The organism is Bartonella sp. AC535YNZD (assembly GCF_042196625.1).
GTDB lineage: Bacteria > Pseudomonadota > Alphaproteobacteria > Rhizobiales > Rhizobiaceae > Bartonella.
Genome location: NZ_JBHIQP010000002.1, coordinates 160,060 through 174,767, shown reverse-complemented (window position 1 = coordinate 174,767; position 14,708 = coordinate 160,060). Strand labels below are relative to the sequence as shown.

13 protein-coding genes and 2 pseudogenes are annotated in these 14,708 nt (G+C 37.2%); 5 read left to right on the top strand and 10 right to left on the bottom strand.

Annotated elements, in window-relative coordinates; translation table 11 throughout:
* Positions 1 to 396: 396 nt before the first annotated feature.
* The 3 genes from pgeF to lgt all read right to left on the bottom strand — a co-directional run bounded on the left by pgeF (position 397) and on the right by lgt (position 3,245).
* Positions 397 to 1,188, bottom strand: a complete 792-nt coding sequence (pgeF, locus tag ACFIM8_RS01990) for a peptidoglycan editing factor PgeF (protein ID WP_375606344.1) — start codon at positions 1,186 to 1,188, stop codon at positions 397 to 399.
* Between the two features lie 124 nt (positions 1,189 to 1,312).
* On the bottom strand, positions 1,313 to 2,392 hold the full coding sequence (locus tag ACFIM8_RS01985; RefSeq protein ID WP_375606343.1) for a class I SAM-dependent methyltransferase: 1,080 nt from the start codon (positions 2,390 to 2,392) through the stop codon (positions 1,313 to 1,315).
* On the bottom strand, positions 2,367 to 3,245 hold the full coding sequence (lgt, locus tag ACFIM8_RS01980) for a prolipoprotein diacylglyceryl transferase (RefSeq protein WP_375606342.1): 879 nt from the start codon (positions 3,243 to 3,245) through the stop codon (positions 2,367 to 2,369). Before lgt ends, ACFIM8_RS01985 begins: the two co-directional genes overlap by 26 nt.
* Before the next feature lie 306 nt (positions 3,246 to 3,551).
* Here lgt and ACFIM8_RS01975 point away from each other — a divergent pair, with 306 nt between their 5' ends.
* A complete protein-coding gene (locus ACFIM8_RS01975; protein WP_375606341.1) occupies positions 3,552 to 3,797 on the top strand; it encodes an accessory factor UbiK family protein in 246 nt (81 codons plus the stop codon).
* 403 nt (positions 3,798 to 4,200) lie between these two features.
* A complete protein-coding gene (locus ACFIM8_RS01970; RefSeq protein WP_273724125.1) occupies positions 4,201 to 4,701 on the top strand; it encodes a YbjN domain-containing protein in 501 nt (166 codons plus the stop codon).
* A gap of 45 nt (positions 4,702 to 4,746) precedes the next feature.
* Here ACFIM8_RS01970 and ACFIM8_RS01965 read toward each other — a convergent pair whose 3' ends face one another.
* Positions 4,747 to 6,087 carry an ATP-binding protein gene (locus tag ACFIM8_RS01965; protein ID WP_375614403.1) on the bottom strand — a complete coding sequence of 447 codons (1,341 nt, stop codon included), beginning with the start codon at positions 6,085 to 6,087 and terminating at the stop codon, positions 4,747 to 4,749.
* Between the two features lie 8 nt (positions 6,088 to 6,095).
* Positions 6,096 to 6,800: a response regulator gene (locus ACFIM8_RS01960; RefSeq protein ID WP_375606339.1), complete on the bottom strand. Its 705-nt coding sequence runs from the start codon at positions 6,798 to 6,800 to the stop codon at positions 6,096 to 6,098.
* Positions 6,801 to 6,944: 144 nt separating this feature from the next.
* On the opposite strand from ACFIM8_RS01960, the gene ACFIM8_RS01955 reads away from it, so the two are divergent.
* Positions 6,945 to 7,595 carry an MBL fold metallo-hydrolase gene (locus ACFIM8_RS01955; RefSeq protein ID WP_375606477.1) on the top strand — a complete coding sequence of 217 codons (651 nt, stop codon included), beginning with the start codon at positions 6,945 to 6,947 and terminating at the stop codon, positions 7,593 to 7,595.
* 68 nt (positions 7,596 to 7,663) lie between these two features.
* Here the strand turns inward: ACFIM8_RS01955 and ACFIM8_RS01950 are convergent, their stop codons facing one another.
* Both ACFIM8_RS01950 and ACFIM8_RS01945 read right to left on the bottom strand, forming a co-directional pair.
* Positions 7,664 to 8,287 (bottom strand): BA14K family protein, encoded by a 624-nt coding sequence (locus ACFIM8_RS01950; RefSeq protein WP_375606338.1) that lies wholly within the window; start codon positions 8,285 to 8,287, stop codon positions 7,664 to 7,666.
* 482 nt (positions 8,288 to 8,769) lie between these two features.
* Positions 8,770 to 9,174, bottom strand: a pseudogene (locus ACFIM8_RS01945) (sensor histidine kinase); the annotation flags it as partial.
* Between ACFIM8_RS01945 and ACFIM8_RS01940 the strand changes: the two are divergent.
* Positions 9,170 to 9,484 (top strand): annotated as a pseudogene (locus ACFIM8_RS01940) (MBL fold metallo-hydrolase); the annotation flags it as partial. The pseudogenes ACFIM8_RS01945 and ACFIM8_RS01940 overlap by 5 nt on opposite strands.
* 68 nt (positions 9,485 to 9,552) lie before the next feature.
* Here the strand turns inward: ACFIM8_RS01940 and ACFIM8_RS01935 are convergent.
* The 3 genes from ACFIM8_RS01935 to ACFIM8_RS01925 all read right to left on the bottom strand — a co-directional run bounded on the left by ACFIM8_RS01935 (position 9,553) and on the right by ACFIM8_RS01925 (position 13,893).
* Positions 9,553 to 10,341, bottom strand: coding sequence for a BA14K family protein (locus ACFIM8_RS01935; protein WP_375606337.1), 789 nt, complete (start codon positions 10,339 to 10,341; stop codon positions 9,553 to 9,555).
* Between the two features lie 667 nt (positions 10,342 to 11,008).
* Positions 11,009 to 13,318, bottom strand: a complete 2,310-nt coding sequence (uvrB, locus tag ACFIM8_RS01930) for an excinuclease ABC subunit UvrB (protein ID WP_375614037.1) — start codon at positions 13,316 to 13,318, stop codon at positions 11,009 to 11,011.
* A gap of 260 nt (positions 13,319 to 13,578) precedes the next feature.
* Positions 13,579 to 13,893 (bottom strand): SH3 domain-containing protein, encoded by a 315-nt coding sequence (locus ACFIM8_RS01925; protein WP_375614402.1) that lies wholly within the window; start codon positions 13,891 to 13,893, stop codon positions 13,579 to 13,581.
* Positions 13,894 to 14,229: 336 nt separating this feature from the next.
* Between ACFIM8_RS01925 and greA the strand changes: the two genes are divergently transcribed.
* Positions 14,230 to 14,703, top strand: a complete 474-nt coding sequence (gene greA, locus ACFIM8_RS01920; RefSeq protein WP_375606334.1) for a transcription elongation factor GreA — start codon at positions 14,230 to 14,232, stop codon at positions 14,701 to 14,703.
* Positions 14,704 to 14,708 lie beyond the last annotated feature (5 nt).

Below are 14,708 nucleotides of genomic sequence, written 5' to 3'. Positions count from 1 at the left end.
ACAAAACCATTACAATTTTATTGATTATTATTAAAGAGCTATGCAGTATGTTTTCTCTTTTTCCAAAAGTTTGTTACTTTTAGAGCAAAGTTTTTTCTCCATGCGGCAAAGAAAAACATATTGATTAAGCTTTTTGGTTATTACTTTATAAAAATACTTTCAATATGGGGAATGTTTCATATTTAAGATGAATGAAAGGGAGTAATAAAAAGAAGTATTATCTTGCCTTCAATCATTATAACCAAACATTGAAAATGATCATAGCGAAGGCTATCATATTTTATGGGCTGGTAGATAATTTCGTGAAAAAAGCAAAGTATAATGGGATTTATTTTTATATTTGGGTAAAAAGTTTAGTTTTGCAGTTTTGGTATTGTTCTCAAGCATAAAAGGGGCTCATCTTTTATTTTTCAGCATAATAGCAGAAATTTGCCGTCCGTAATCGGGTTCGTTGCGGTGTATTGCACGGCGATAGGAGAAAAAACGCTGTTCATCTTGATAGGTACAAAGCTCTACACAAGAAGCATTAACACCTGCTTCTTTGAGTTGATTTATAATAAATGCCCATAGATTAAAATAAAAGCGATTTATTTTGTCTGTTTTTAAAAAATATTTTTGGTATTTGCTGTGGTAATCAATAAACTGGTCGTAAAATTCGTTTGTTACTTCATAGTGATAAGGGCCAATACAAGGTCCAAGGACTGCTGTTATTGATTGTCTTTTGGCTCCTTGTTTTTCCATAACAGCAATTGTTTTCTCGATAATTCCATTTAAGCTTCCACGCCAGCCAGCATGAGTTGCAGCGATGACTCCAGCTTGTGGATCAGCAAACAGAATGGGTCCGCAATCTGCTGTAAGAACTCCAATAACGAGTTCTGGGGTAGTCGTAACCAGAGCATCAGCTTGAGGAGGTGCACCGATAGTTGCTTGATGAGCTACGACAACGTTACAGGAGTGTATTTGATTAACTGTGACTAAATTTTGCGCTTCAATAGAAAAATAATTGGCGATCAAAAGACGATTCTGTACGATATGTTCAGGTTGATCATTTGAACCTTTCCCAACATTAAGACTATGATAAAGATTTTTTGAAAAACCACCTTGACGTGTAAAAAATCCATGTTTTATTCCATGGGTGTGTAAAGTAGAAAGATTTTTTGCAAGAATGGGATGAGGGATAGATTTCATAAAAGTTCCTTATGGAGATTATTTAAAGTGAGGATGGAGATGTTCATATTTGTCAATGAATATTTCAGATAATGATGTGGAATATTTCAGATAATGATGTGTTGATTGACAAAAGCGCCGATCATTAAAATTGGGGAGGTATGGAGATATTTTTATCACTGAAATGTAAAACTTTAAATAATTTTCCCATCTGATCTGGACCAGCGAGCCGTTCAATGTCTTGGCGGATTTTGTCTTGCAAAGGAGCACTTTTGCCAACTCCAAGCTGTTTTGCGCGCTCCAGTAGCCCCATTTTAAAAAGAAACTCTCCTTGCTCTAAGATTTCAGCAAAACAGCCCTGTTCAAGAGCTATGTTTTTTAAAAAAGAAAAATCAACATGGGATGTTAAATCATGTTCACCAGGGGCATCAAAAACATCACGAAATCTATGTTTTGAGAGTGCTTGCAAGGTATCGCCAAAGGCAAGCTCACAAGCACCATAGTCGATAAGTAAAGCAGAACCTGTCACTTGCACTAAATGGTGGCTGATTTGTTGCATGAATTGATGCCGTAAGGGGGCATGTTCAAAAATTGTTCCATCAGGCACTTTAGAACAATAGGTTTGTAGACAAGAAGAGGGAAGTTTATGCGGGGCAGCAATAAAGATAAAATCTCCATTTTGATTGACTGTAATGCGGCGCTCTTTCCATTTTCCATTGACTTTAATATATTGGTTGATAGGGAGTGTATCGAGAAATTCATTAGCAATGAGGAAGAGAGGTTTTGAAGGAATTTGATTAAAATTTTCAATGCTATGGATTTGTTTTTGATAAGAGCAAAGGCGCTTTTTTTGTTCTTTTGCGAGTTTTTGGCTTATTTCGATCAGAAAAATTTCAGCAGCATTAAATGCCGTTTGAGAGAGCTTTTGGATGGTTCGCAAAATGTCATCCATCAAAGTTCCTCGTCCTGGACCTATTTCAGCGAGAATAAAAGGGTGAGGACACCCTTGAGCTTTCCAGCTCGCAAGAGTCCAAATGCCAATCATTTCTCCAAATAATTGGCTTATTTCAGGTGCTGTAATGAAATCACCAGCACGTCCGAAAGGTGTTTGTGTTTGATAATAACCAAATTGAGGATCTGTAAGTGCCAACGTCATATATTGGCTAACAGTGATTGGTCCATTAAGGACAATAATTTCTTTAATTTTTTCTTTGAGATTGGCCATTTTCTGTCGGTTTATATTTAAAGGCGTGGAGAAGAAGATAAAACCCTACAAGAAGCATGGGAAGAGATAAAGCCATGCCATAGGTAAAACCAGTAGAATGGAAAAGAGTCGAAAACCATTCTGGATCTTCTTGAGGCGCACGGTAAACTTCAGAAATGCTGCGTGTTACTGCGTAGCCTATAATAAATGTTCCTGATACAGTACCGGGACGTTTTAATGCTTTGAACCCAAAAATAAGAAGACACAGGATGATGAAGAGAAGAAATCCTTCCATAAATGCTTCGTAAAGCTGGCTTGGATGGCGCGGTAAATAGTAAGGATCGAGAGGAAAACAAACAGCCCAAGGACGTGTAGTAATATTGCCCCATAATTCTTGGTTGATGAAGTTGCAGATTCGTACAACGCCGATACCAATAGGAGCACCTGCCGCAATGATATCAAACATGGCTCGTATGTTAATATGATTTTTACGGGCAAACCAGATCATAGCAATGATAATACCAATAAGTCCGCCATGAAAGGACATTCCCCCATCCCATACGGCAATAATAGCACTTGGATGGTTAAAATAGTAAATGGGATCCCATACAAGAACTTGTCCTAAACGCCCTCCGACAACAACACTTATGGCAGACCAGACAACAAAATCTCCGATCTTTTCTTTATCCATAGGAGGATAGTTTCTATACCATAGAGATGTTTTTTTTAATAATTTTTGCGCATACCACCAAGCAAAAAGAATACCCAGTACGTAACCAAGTCCATACCAATGAAGTGCTATGGGACCTAGATGGATAATGACAGGATCAAGAAAAGACGGAAAAGCAATGGCTGGACAAGACAAATTGTTCATGAGTTAAGCATCTTACATTATACGAGATGAATATGAAGTGACTCTGATGGTCAGAAATGACAGATGAATACACAATGGTCAAGTCAGTAGGAAGGCTAGTCAGAAAGGGGGGGAGATTTCCACTGATTTATTACGGTAAAAAAATATGGTGATAAAAGGAATATTAAAAAATCTGAAACAAAATCATTATGAAAAATCTGCACAGTATGTAAAATATAGAGTAAAAGGAACAAATTACAGTATCTAAATGTTATGAGAATACGCTATAATGCGTGTGTCAATAATTAAAATTTAAGGAAAAAGGTTATGCGTAATGGATCAAATCGTATTCTTGATGAATTAGCAAAATTAGCAACAGATGCTGCTGATGTTGCGCAAGGCATACGACGTGAAGCTGGAACAGCTTTTCGTGTGCAGGCTGAAAAGATAGCAAACAAACTTGATCTTGTTTCTCGCGAAGAGTTTGAGACTTTTAAGGAGATGGTGCTGAAAATCCATACTGATAACGCTGATTTGAAAAGACGCCTTGATGATTTAAAAAAAGATGATTAAAAAAAACGCAGGCACAAAAAAGTAAAATAGTTTAAAAAAAAGAATCTTCAAAAAAATATCCCCAATTTTTCAATATGATGCGTGAAACTAAAAAATGCTTAATCTTGAGTCTGTTAGAGCGGAGCATTTGTTTATTTTTGATTTTTTTTGGGTAAAAATACATTTTTTTGAATCAGGGGGGCTGGCGCTATCAAATTGTATCAATACACTGAAAAAACTTGATGATTCGTTTCATGATTATCAGGTTTCCCTAAAGAGCGCGATTGTGTTCTAGGTGTTTGTGTTTTGTTGATGTTTTTAATGTGTATTTGTTTGGTGTAAGAGGTTTGATTGTAGCAAATATTGTTACAATTTAAGCGGTTTATATTCTGTTGACAATGTTTTAAGATGATTGAGGATTGTGATGAGGCTTGCATTTTGCGCCACAGAAAGAAAAGAGCACCCTGTTGACTTTATCGAACAGATTGCCTGTGAATATGATTGGTCGTTTGAGCGAGATGCACAAGATGAAATTAGCGTTTGTGTGGAAGGAAAACGCGCAAACTATCGTCTTGCTTTTTCATGGATGGAAGAGCATGAAGCACTTCATTTAGCTTGTTCGTTTGATCTTTCTATTAAAAATGCTCGAACAGCTGAAATACAGCGCTTATTGCTAGCAATTAATGAAAAATTGTTGTTGGGACATTTTGATTACTGGCAAAGGAATAATTCAGTTATTTATCGACAAGGTCTTCTTTTGGCTGGTGGGATGCATCCATCTCATATACAGGTTGAAACATTATTGATACATGCACTTAAAGCCTGTGAAAGCCATTATGTTGCATTTCAGATGGTTGCTTTATCGGGAGAAAGTGCTTACAAGGCACTGCAGTACACTTTGTTTGAAACTGTAGGGAATGCCTAAAACATCAAGTTTGTTATTTTTACAGACGGTTTGCTGAAATATTGCTCATAGGGGGATATCAAGAATAGCGCGCAATCCCCCGAGTGGGCTCTCGTCTAATTGTATATTGCCACCATGGCTGCGTGCTATGTCTTGAGCAATAGAAAGACCAAGTCCTGTTCCACTTGCATCTTGATTTCGCGCTTTATCAAGTCGAAAGAATGGCTTAAAAACTTCTGTGCGCATATTTTCATGAATTCCAGGTCCATTATCATCGATTATCAATATAAAAGATTCTTGTTGAGAGTTAGCTGTTAGTTTAATGGTTGTGCCGTAACAAAATGCATTTGATACAAGATTGCTGACCAAGCGTGTGAAAGCACGTGGACGTACTTGTATTTCTGTAGGACCTTCAATAGTGTAAGAAAATTGACGTTTGTGAAGATGAGCATCGGTGGAGAATTTTTGCATAAGAGCATTTAAATCAAAAGTCTTGACACTTTCACTTCCTTCTCCACGGGCAAAGGCAAGATAATCTTCTAACATATTTTGCATATCACTTACATCTTGCTCAAGCGGTTTAATATCAAAGCCAGTATTTGCTAATGCTAACTGAAGTTTAAAACGTGTAAGAATGGTTCTTAAATCATGACTTACTCCTGAGAGCATCATGGTGCGTTGTTCTATTTGGCGTTCAATACGTTCTCGCATACGTAAAAAAGCGATGCCTGCACGACGGACTTCATCAGCTCCTAGTGGTTGAAATCCTTTTGGTAAGGGACGACCTCGCCCAAAGCTTTCAGCCGCTTCAGCGAGTTGTTGAATTGGTTTTATTTGGTTGCGTAAGAAATAAATTGCTATCAACAATAAAACAAGAGCTGTTCCTACCATCCAGCTTAAAAAAATAGAGGTATTGGAAGCATAGGCTTGGCTGCGTGGAGCGAAGACACGCAAGATGTTGTGACCAAGGTGGATACGGATTTCAACAAGATCAGAATCTCCTACGGTATCGATCCAGAAGGGACGGTTAATTTGTCGGGTAATTTCTTCGCTTAAAAAATAATCAAGAATTGCAAAAAATGGCTTAGGTCCCGGTGGGGGTAAGGGGGCAGGAGAGAGAATAGAAATGTTTAATCCCATACGTTGTTGTGCAATACGCTTGATATCTTCATAGTTATCTTGTTGTGGATATGTTTCAATAATATCAATAATGGCTGAAATATCATGCACGACAGCAGTTGAAAGACGCTCGGTTACCATTTGCCAATGACGTTCCATAAAGACGTAAGCAATAACCGTTTGCAGAAGCACCATGGGAGCAATAATAATGATCAAAGAACGAGCATAAAGCCGTTTAGGCATTTTTTTCGTTAGCCATCGAAAAAAAAATCTTAAAGGTTTGAACATTCTTGTGCCTATTCAATTGAGAGTTTATACCCTATTCCTCGCACAGTTTGGAGCCATATAGGAAGTGCTGGATTTTTTTCGATCTTACGGCGAAGGCGGTTGATTTGTACATCAATGGCACGTTCACTTATATTGCTGTCATCGGTCGCGAATTTATGGCGCGGAATTGTATCGCCTGCATTTTCGGCAAAAATGATCATCATTTCTTGTTCTTTATCGGTTAATTTAATAATTTCTCCTCTTTTTTTGAGTTCGCGCCGTGAAATTGAAAATATATAAGGACCAAAAATGATTTGCTCAATTTTAGGTTGGCTAAGGGGAAAACCACGTCGTAAAATGGCGTTGATGCGAAGGAGAAGTTCACGAGGGTCAAACGGCTTAGCCAGATAATCATCTGCCCCTGCTTCTAATCCACGGATACGATTGTCTATTTCTGATAAAGCTGTTAACATGAAGATAGGGACATCTTTTGTTTGACGGAGTGAATGAGTGAGATCAATACCGTTTTCGCCAGGCATCATGACATCAACAATAAGAAGATCAAAATCTAAACTTGCTAACAGTCGTCTTGCTTCATTCGCATTGGCTGAAACTGAAACACGAAATCCATTTTTAATGAGAAACTGAAATAAAAGATTGCGAATACGCGTATCGTCATCAATCACAAGAAGGTGAGGGGCATCGTCACACAAAACTTGAACGTGATTGCTCATTCTTAAAAAAACCTTGATAAAAATTTAGTTTACACAAAGTGCAAGTTTACATAAGTTGTATAAAGCTGTCGAGCAGCACCTTTACCTTAAAGGAGAGAAAGTTTTATTTATAAATTGAAAAAAGTTATTTTTGAAAAGGATATGATGGGTAGTCTTAATATACATATTATTCCAGTTACGACATTCCAACAAAATTGCACTTTGCTTTTTGATAGTGAATGTAAAACGGGGGTTCTCGTTGATCCTGGTGGTGATTGGCCGCGGATTCAAGACGTAATCGAAAAGAATGGTGTTATCGTTGAGGCTATTTGGATAACACATGGTCATTTTGATCATGTAGGAGCAGCAATGCAAGTGAAAGAAGCGCTTAATGTAAAAATTATCGGTTCACATCGCGATGATAAGCCTGTGATGGATGCCGTGAGCGAAAGCGCAAAAAATTATGGCATCACTGATGCTTGCATTTGTATTCCTGATCGATGGTTAGAAGATGGTGAGTGCGTTCATTTTGCTGGACATGTGTTTAAGGTTTTTCATACACCAGGGCATTCTCCTGGTCATGTTATTTATTTCAATGAAAAAGAGCGCTTAGCCCTCTTGGGTGATGTTCTTTTTCGTGGCTCTATTGGACGTACGGACTTCCCCTTCTGTTCCCATGAAAAATTGATGCAATCTCTTAGAGAAAAAGTTTTACCTTTAGGCAACGATGTTCGTTTCATCTGTGGGCATGGTCCCAAAAGTAGCATAGGCTATGAGCGCCAAAATAATCCTTTTCTTCAAGATTTTAATATATGAGCAAACAAAAAAAACGCTTTGAAGCGTTTTTTTGCCATTTAAAACTTTTTAGTAGGGCAGAACAGAAGTTAATTTATTGGGGCATAACAAAGGTGTTCGACGCCTTTACGGTCTCGGAAAGTTCCTGTTTTAGGGTTGAAGGAACGGTATTTTTTCTTGCAATAGTTAAGCCAATCAGATTCTAATGATTGTTGTACTGGCTCATATTCCACCGTTTGCGGAGCTTCATAAATTATCTGTTCTTGTGGAACCTGTTGATATACAATTTGATGCTGTGGTGCGGTTTGATAAACAACTTGTGGCTGTTCTGTTTTTTTAAAAATTTTGCCGAGAAGTGCACCTGCTGCAAGAGCAAGAATGCCCATTGCTAAAGCTTCTCCTGAGTTATTTATATTAATACTACTGTGTTTTGTCTTTTTGCGCTCGACATAATGATATGTCTTGTGTTCAACATGATGGTGTTGTTGTGCTCCCCATTTATGGCTAACATAATGACGCTTGTGGGGATTATCAAAAGAGTGATGTTCACTATGAGAAAAATGGGAGCTAAAATTGTGAGACGGTAAACCAGCCTCCCTTCTCATATCATAGTTATGATACCATGCCATATCCGCAAGCGTTGGATCTAATGGCATCAAAACGGTTACAGTAGACATTGCTGATAATACCGCTAACCTGATCACTTTTTTCATAATGATGCTCCTTGTGTCAATTCGTATTTTTCACATCCTACACGTTTCAAACTGAATAGAGACTGAACAATTTTGGACTTTATTGTGACAAAAAAATAAAAATTCATTTAGTTAAAACTATTATCAATACAATAAAATAAAATCATGACAGAATTTTGATTTCAATTAATGTACTCTTCTTAAGCTTAATTAAGCAGCTTGTATTTAGAGCACCAGATTTTTTACTATTGGTTATAAATTATTTATTGATGAGTACTTTTTTATTGCTTGATACAATATGAATTGAACAATAGGTGTATGAATAAAAGTTATCGTTTTTTATTATAGGCTTATGGTGCTAAGATAGAACCTTATTTCACCTTATTTGTGTGATTGAATACAGTCCTGTTTCACTACTCTCTTGTGAGGCTAAATATTGAGTTCGATATCATATTATAACTGTATAAATATAATATGTTGCGGGAACTTTTTTTGATATATGGGAAACATTCTTGTTGGGATATGGCTGTTAGTTTGACAGTATTGGCATGACAAAATGCATTTGACACAAGATTGCTGATGAGACGCGTGAAGGCACGTGGGCGTGCTTGTATTTGTGTAGGGCTTTCAATGGTGTAGGAAAATTGACGTTTGTGAAGATGTGCATCGGTAGAGAATTTTTGCATAAGAGCATTTAAATCAAAAGTCTTGACACTTTCACTTCCTTCTCCACGGGCAAAGGCAAGATAATCTTCTAACATGTTTTGCATGTCGCTCACATTTTGCTCAAGCGGCTTGATATCAAAGTCAGTATTTGCTAATGTTAGCTGAAGTTTAAAACGGGTGAGAATGGTTCTTAAATCATGGCTTACATCCGCAAGCATCATGGGGCGTTGTTCGATATATTTAGAAGATGGTGAGTGTGTGTATTTTGCTGGACATGAGTTTAGGGTTTTGCATACACTGGGGCATTCCCTTGGTCATGTTATTTATTTCAATGAGAAAGAGCGCTTAGCCTTCTTGGGTGTTGTTCTCTTTCGTGGTTCTATTGGACGTACGGACTTCCCCTTCTGTTCTTATGAAAAATTGATGAAATCCCTTCGAGAAAAAGTTTTACCCTTAGGCGATGATGTTTGTTTTATCTGTGGGCATGATCCCAAAAGTAGTATAGACTATGAGCGCCAAAATAATACTTTTCTTCAAGATTTTAATATATGAGAAAACAAAAAAACGCTTTGAAGCGTTTTTTTGCCATTTAAAACTTTTTTAGTAGGACGCAACAGAAGTTAATTTATTGGGGCATAACAAATGTGTTCCAAACCATTACGGTCTCGAAAGGTCCCTGTTTTAGGGTTAAAGGAACGGTATTTTTTCTTGCAATAGTTAAGCCAATCAGATTCTAATGATTGCTGGAATGGCTCATATGCCACCGTTTGCTGCACTTGATAAACCCTTTGATTTTGCGGAACTTTTTGATAAATTACCTGACTTTGTGGTACTATTTGATAAACCACTTGTGGCTGTTCTGGTTTTTTTAAAATTGTACCAAGAATTGTACCTGTTGCAAGACCAAGAATGCCCACCGCTAAAGCATCTCCTGAGTTGTCTATATGAATATTACTGTGTTTTGTCTTTTTGCGCTCGACGTAATGATATGTTTTGTTTTCAACATGATGATAATGGTGGTGGTGGTGATGATGGTGTTGTTGTTGTTGTTCCGTCTTACTATGTTTGGCTACAGACCTTTCATGTTTGGCTTTAAATCTTCTCTTGTTGTCATCAGAACTCTTGTGGAAATCATCAACAAACTTTTGGAAATCATCAGAAAAAAAGCCACGTTTTTTATCAGAACAATGGGAGTGAGAAAAACCGCAAGGCAGAATATCAGCTCTCTTCCTTATTTCCCTTATCGCATCATCTGTTTCTTTACGCATCTTCCTCATCATATCATCTATTTCTCTCGAGATAGAGTCACTACGATTCCATGCCATATCCGCAAGCGTTGCATTTAGCGGCATCAAAATGGTCACAGTTGACATTGCTGATAATACCGCTAACCTGATCACTTTTTTCATAATGATGCTCCTTGTGTTAATTCGTATTTTTCACATCCTACACGTTTCAAACTGAATAGAGCCTGAACAATTTGGGACTTTATTGTGACAAAACAAATAAATAAGCCATTTAGTAAAAGCTATCATAGATACTGACAAAATTTTGATTTCAATTTAATGTATTTAATTGATAAGATTGTATTGGTAGTAGATGATTTTTACTATGTTGTATAAAGTATTTATTTGGGAATAATTTGTTCCTATCAATTAATTTAATGTAATTTAATAACTATTTTATAAATAAAGCCTATAGTTTTATTACTATATAATTATGATTAATATTAAATTATATATTATAGTATAATTGTATAAATATAATATATTTGTAGTAATATTTTGTTTCATGGAAGATATTTTTTAAAATTTGTCTGCATTTATTTATATTTTAGAAGTTTTTACAGTTTTAAAGATTTTTATAATAAGGTTGAACAAGAAAGATTTTTTGAAAAGTCAATAATTTTAGGCATTTTTTGTAAAATATCCTCTCTTATGTTATCTTAGAAAAATTGGAATATTTTTAATATTTGCTGTTATCTATTTTTAGGGCAATACTGTTTACTCTTCATCGATAGTCAGTTTTTTAGAAGAGCTAAAGATTAGTTTTGGCGGTGTGAAATTTCTTGCTCCTTCATTGATTGCGTTTTTTTCGTTTTATTGTTGCTTGATTAGGAGTGTTTTTACGAGATTTTCCTTTTTGATTTTCCAAAATACCAGTGTCCATGGTTGGTCCCATGTGTGCAAGGTCTGGTTTGGAGAAAAGACTTGGTTGTAACACGGGCTCTTGGGGGGATTGTTCTCTATGATGTGTTAAGGGATTCTCCGCGAGTTCTAGTTCTATCTTTTGTAATTGTTTGATTTCATCGCGAAGGCGTGCTGCTTCTTCAAAATTAAGATCAGCAGCTGCTTCATGCATTAATTTTTCGAGGTGTTTAATATGAGATGCTAAATTGTTGCCAACCATATTTTTTTTCTCGATGACATCAGGGATATTTGTACGAATATGGTTGTTTTCATAACCTGAATTGAGAATATCTCCGATATTTTTTTTGATACTTTTCGGTGTGATATGGTGTTCTTCATTATAGGCTATTTGTTTTTGTCGACGTCTTTGTGTCTCTTGTAAGGCTCGTTTTATGGAACCAGTGATCGTATCTGCATAGAGGATAACACGGCCATCTACGTTACGTGCAGCACGTCCGATTGTTTGTATGAGGGAAGTTTCAGAGCGCAAAAAGCCCTCTTTATCGGCATCTAGAATGGCAACAAAACCACATTCTGGAATATCTAAGCCTTCTCGGAGCAAGTTGATACCGATGAGGACATCAAAGGTGCCAAGCCGAAGATCGCGTAGAATTTCAATGCGTTCTAATGTATCAATGTCGGAATGCATATAGCGTACACGAATACCTTGTTCGTGGAGATATTCAGTTAAGTTTTCGGCCATACGCTTTGTGAGAACTGTCACCAATGTACGGTAGCCCTTTTGAATTGTTTTCCGAATTTCATTCACAACATCATCGACTTGAGTGCGTGCTGGACGAATTTCTGTTTCTGGATCGACAAGCCCTGTTGGGCGAATGATTTGTTCAGCAAAAATACCATGGGATTGTTCTATTTCCCAGCGTCCAGGTGTTGCGGAGACAGCAATTGTTTGTGGGCGCATGGCATCCCATTCTTCAAAGCGCAAAGGACGGTTGTCCATACAGGAAGGGAGGCGAAAACCATATTCTGCTAAAGTTGCTTTTCTGCGAAAATCACCTCGGTACATACCACCAATTTGGGGAATGGTTACATGGCTTTCATCGATAAAAACAAGAGAATTGAGTGGAATATATTCGAATAAAGTTGGGGGTGGTTCACCGGGATTTCGTCCTGTTAAATAACGTGAATAATTTTCAATTCCCGGACATGAACCGGTGGTTTCCAACATTTCCAAATCAAAAACTGTACGTTGTTCTAAACGTTGTGCTTCTAAAAGACGCCCAGCTTCGTTCAATTCATCGAGGCGTTGAACGAGTTCCATTTTGATAGATTTCATCGCTTGGTTAAGTGTTGGGCGTGGTATTACGTAGTGTGAGTTGGCATAAATTTTAATTGATTGAAGATCGCCTGTTTTTTGTCCGGTGAGAGGATCAAATTCCGTAATTGTTTCCACTTCATCGCCAAAGAGCGAAATACGCCAAGCACGATCTTCGAGGTGGGCAGGGAAAATTTCGATTGTATCCCCTCGTACACGAAAGGAACCACGAACGAAGTTGATATCTTGTCGATAATACTGTTGAGAGACTAAATCAGCCAAGAGTTTTCGTTGATTGAGTTTGTCCCCTTTTTCTATTTCGAAGGTCATGGCCGTATAGGTTTCTACGGAACCAATTCCGTAGATGCAGGAGACAGATGCGACGATAATAACATCATCACGCTCTAAGACGGCACGTGTTGCAGCATGACGCATCCGGTCGATTTGTTCATTAATAGAGGACTCTTTTTCAATATAAGTGTCAGAGCGTGCAACATAGGCTTCTGGTTGATAATAGTCATAATAAGAAACAAAATATTCGACAGCATTGTGAGGAAAAAAGCTTTTAAATTCTCCATAAAGCTGTGCCGCTAAAGTTTTATTTGGAGCTAAAATCAGAGCTGGACGCTGTGTTTTTTCAATGATATTGGCCATTGTATAGGTTTTTCCTGAGCCGGTAACACCCAAAAGCACTTGTGTACGTTCATCTTTTTGAATTCCCTCAACCAGAGTTTTAATGGCTTGAGGTTGATCTCCCGCTGGTTTAAAAGATGTTTCGAGTTGAAATGGAATACCACCTTCAGATTTTTCAGGACGAATAGGGCGGTGAGGTGTCCATAATGCACCATTCTTAAAAAGAGGATTACCTGAAGCAATGAGAGCAGAAAGAGCTTCTACTGTTGCAGTAACACCATTTTTCATTGTTGTATCCTTTGATAGAAGCGTGCTGGTGATTTTAAAGAAAATACTAATTTTTACAATTTCATTACAACAACAGCAAAACATTATTGAACAGATTTGTTTTGGTTTATTGGAGCTTTCATTAGGATCTTGATCAAGTTTTTTCTGTGAGACAAATTCTTCGAAGTATTTCTTTGGAGGGAGCATATTTGTGGTTGTTCATAGACACTATTGCATTTTTTCCATGATGATATTCAAGAGGGCATAAGTTATTATGGCTGTTATGGAGAATAATCGGTACGTTTGGGCACTAAAGGCATTGTGTATGTGTGATAAAGATCATTTCCATCTTTAAATGAAAGATAACGAGATGACACCCAACCCATTTGAGCGTTATATCGGATATGGCACCAGTTTCCTTCACAGTTTTTGACAAAGACCAATTCCCCCGCAGAGATTAAGCCACAAAGCGCATACTGAGTGCTGGGACCTGTTCTAAAATTAAGATTTCTCGTAACAAAAGCATCTGCTGCCTCTGATATTGTTGTGGCTAAAAAGAAAGGAACAAACATAAAAAAAATTATGATTTTTTTCATTTTACTGCAAAGAACTTCTTTAGTAATTTTCTATCCTTCTCTCTTCGTATCACATATGATTTCTTTTGCCAGACTATGATAAAACAGAAAAAAATACAATTCTTTCTTCTTTAGGAGACTCAGCAGTAGAGTGAATTTTAATATTTTAAACACCAAAATGAGATGTTTTAAACACTATTGGTGCATGTTTTGTTCCCTTTATTTATTTTTATATGGAAAACAGAGAGACTGTACTATATAATGAAAAAGATCGTAGTTTTCGGATTCCAAAAGTAATTTTGGAAGCCGTTTTTTGTATTTTTATTAAACTTTCCGTGTAATAGAAAGGGACGGATTATGGAAAAAGTTCCGATGACTACAGCTGGTTTTGAAAGTCTTAAAGAAGAGTTGCGTTGGCGTCAACAACAGGAGCGTCCGCGGATTATTGAAGCAATTTCTGAGGCGCGAGCACATGGTGATTTGTCAGAAAATGCCGAGTATCATGCAGCTAAAGAAGCGCAAAGTCTTAATGAGGGGCGTATAAATGAGCTTGAAGATTATATCGCACGAGCAGAAGTGATAGATGTCTCGCGTCTTTCAGGTGACAAAATAAAATTTGGCGCAACCATTAAACTCTTGGATGAGGATACTGAAGAAAAAAAAGTGTATCAGATTGTAGGGGATCAAGAAGCTGATGTAAAAATTGGTAAAATCTCTATTTCTTCGCCTATCGCACGTGCACTTATTGGCAAGCAAGAAGGTGATGTGATTGAGGTGAATGCACCAGGTGGTGCGCATAATTATGAGATCATTAAGGTTCAGTACATCTAAATAAC

What these genes read in the sequence shown, in the direction of transcription:
- ACFIM8_RS01950 (WP_375606338.1), bottom strand. Translation starts at nt 8,287, where the DNA reads ATGAAAAAAGTGATCAGGTTAGCGGTATTATCAGCAATGTCTACTGTA.
- lgt (WP_375606342.1), bottom strand. Translation starts at nt 3,245, where the DNA reads ATGAACAATTTGTCTTGTCCAGCCATTGCTTTTCCGTCTTTTCTTGAT.
- greA (WP_375606334.1), top strand. Translation starts at nt 14,230, where the DNA reads ATGGAAAAAGTTCCGATGACTACAGCTGGTTTTGAAAGTCTTAAAGAA.
- ACFIM8_RS01955 (WP_375606477.1), top strand. Translation starts at nt 6,945, where the DNA reads ATGGGTAGTCTTAATATACATATTATTCCAGTTACGACATTCCAACAA.
- ACFIM8_RS01960 (WP_375606339.1), bottom strand. Translation starts at nt 6,800, where the DNA reads ATGAGCAATCACGTTCAAGTTTTGTGTGACGATGCCCCTCACCTTCTT.
- pgeF (WP_375606344.1), bottom strand. Translation starts at nt 1,188, where the DNA reads ATGAAATCTATCCCTCATCCCATTCTTGCAAAAAATCTTTCTACTTTA.
- ACFIM8_RS01965 (WP_375614403.1), bottom strand. Translation starts at nt 6,087, where the DNA reads ATGTTCAAACCTTTAAGATTTTTTTTTCGATGGCTAACGAAAAAAATG.
- ACFIM8_RS01975 (WP_375606341.1), top strand. Translation starts at nt 3,552, where the DNA reads ATGCGTAATGGATCAAATCGTATTCTTGATGAATTAGCAAAATTAGCA.
- ACFIM8_RS01970 (WP_273724125.1), top strand. Translation starts at nt 4,201, where the DNA reads ATGAGGCTTGCATTTTGCGCCACAGAAAGAAAAGAGCACCCTGTTGAC.
- ACFIM8_RS01985 (WP_375606343.1), bottom strand. Translation starts at nt 2,392, where the DNA reads ATGGCCAATCTCAAAGAAAAAATTAAAGAAATTATTGTCCTTAATGGA.
- ACFIM8_RS01925 (WP_375614402.1), bottom strand. Translation starts at nt 13,893, where the DNA reads ATGAAAAAAATCATAATTTTTTTTATGTTTGTTCCTTTCTTTTTAGCC.
- ACFIM8_RS01935 (WP_375606337.1), bottom strand. Translation starts at nt 10,341, where the DNA reads ATGAAAAAAGTGATCAGGTTAGCGGTATTATCAGCAATGTCAACTGTG.
- uvrB (WP_375614037.1), bottom strand. Translation starts at nt 13,318, where the DNA reads ATGAAAAATGGTGTTACTGCAACAGTAGAAGCTCTTTCTGCTCTCATT.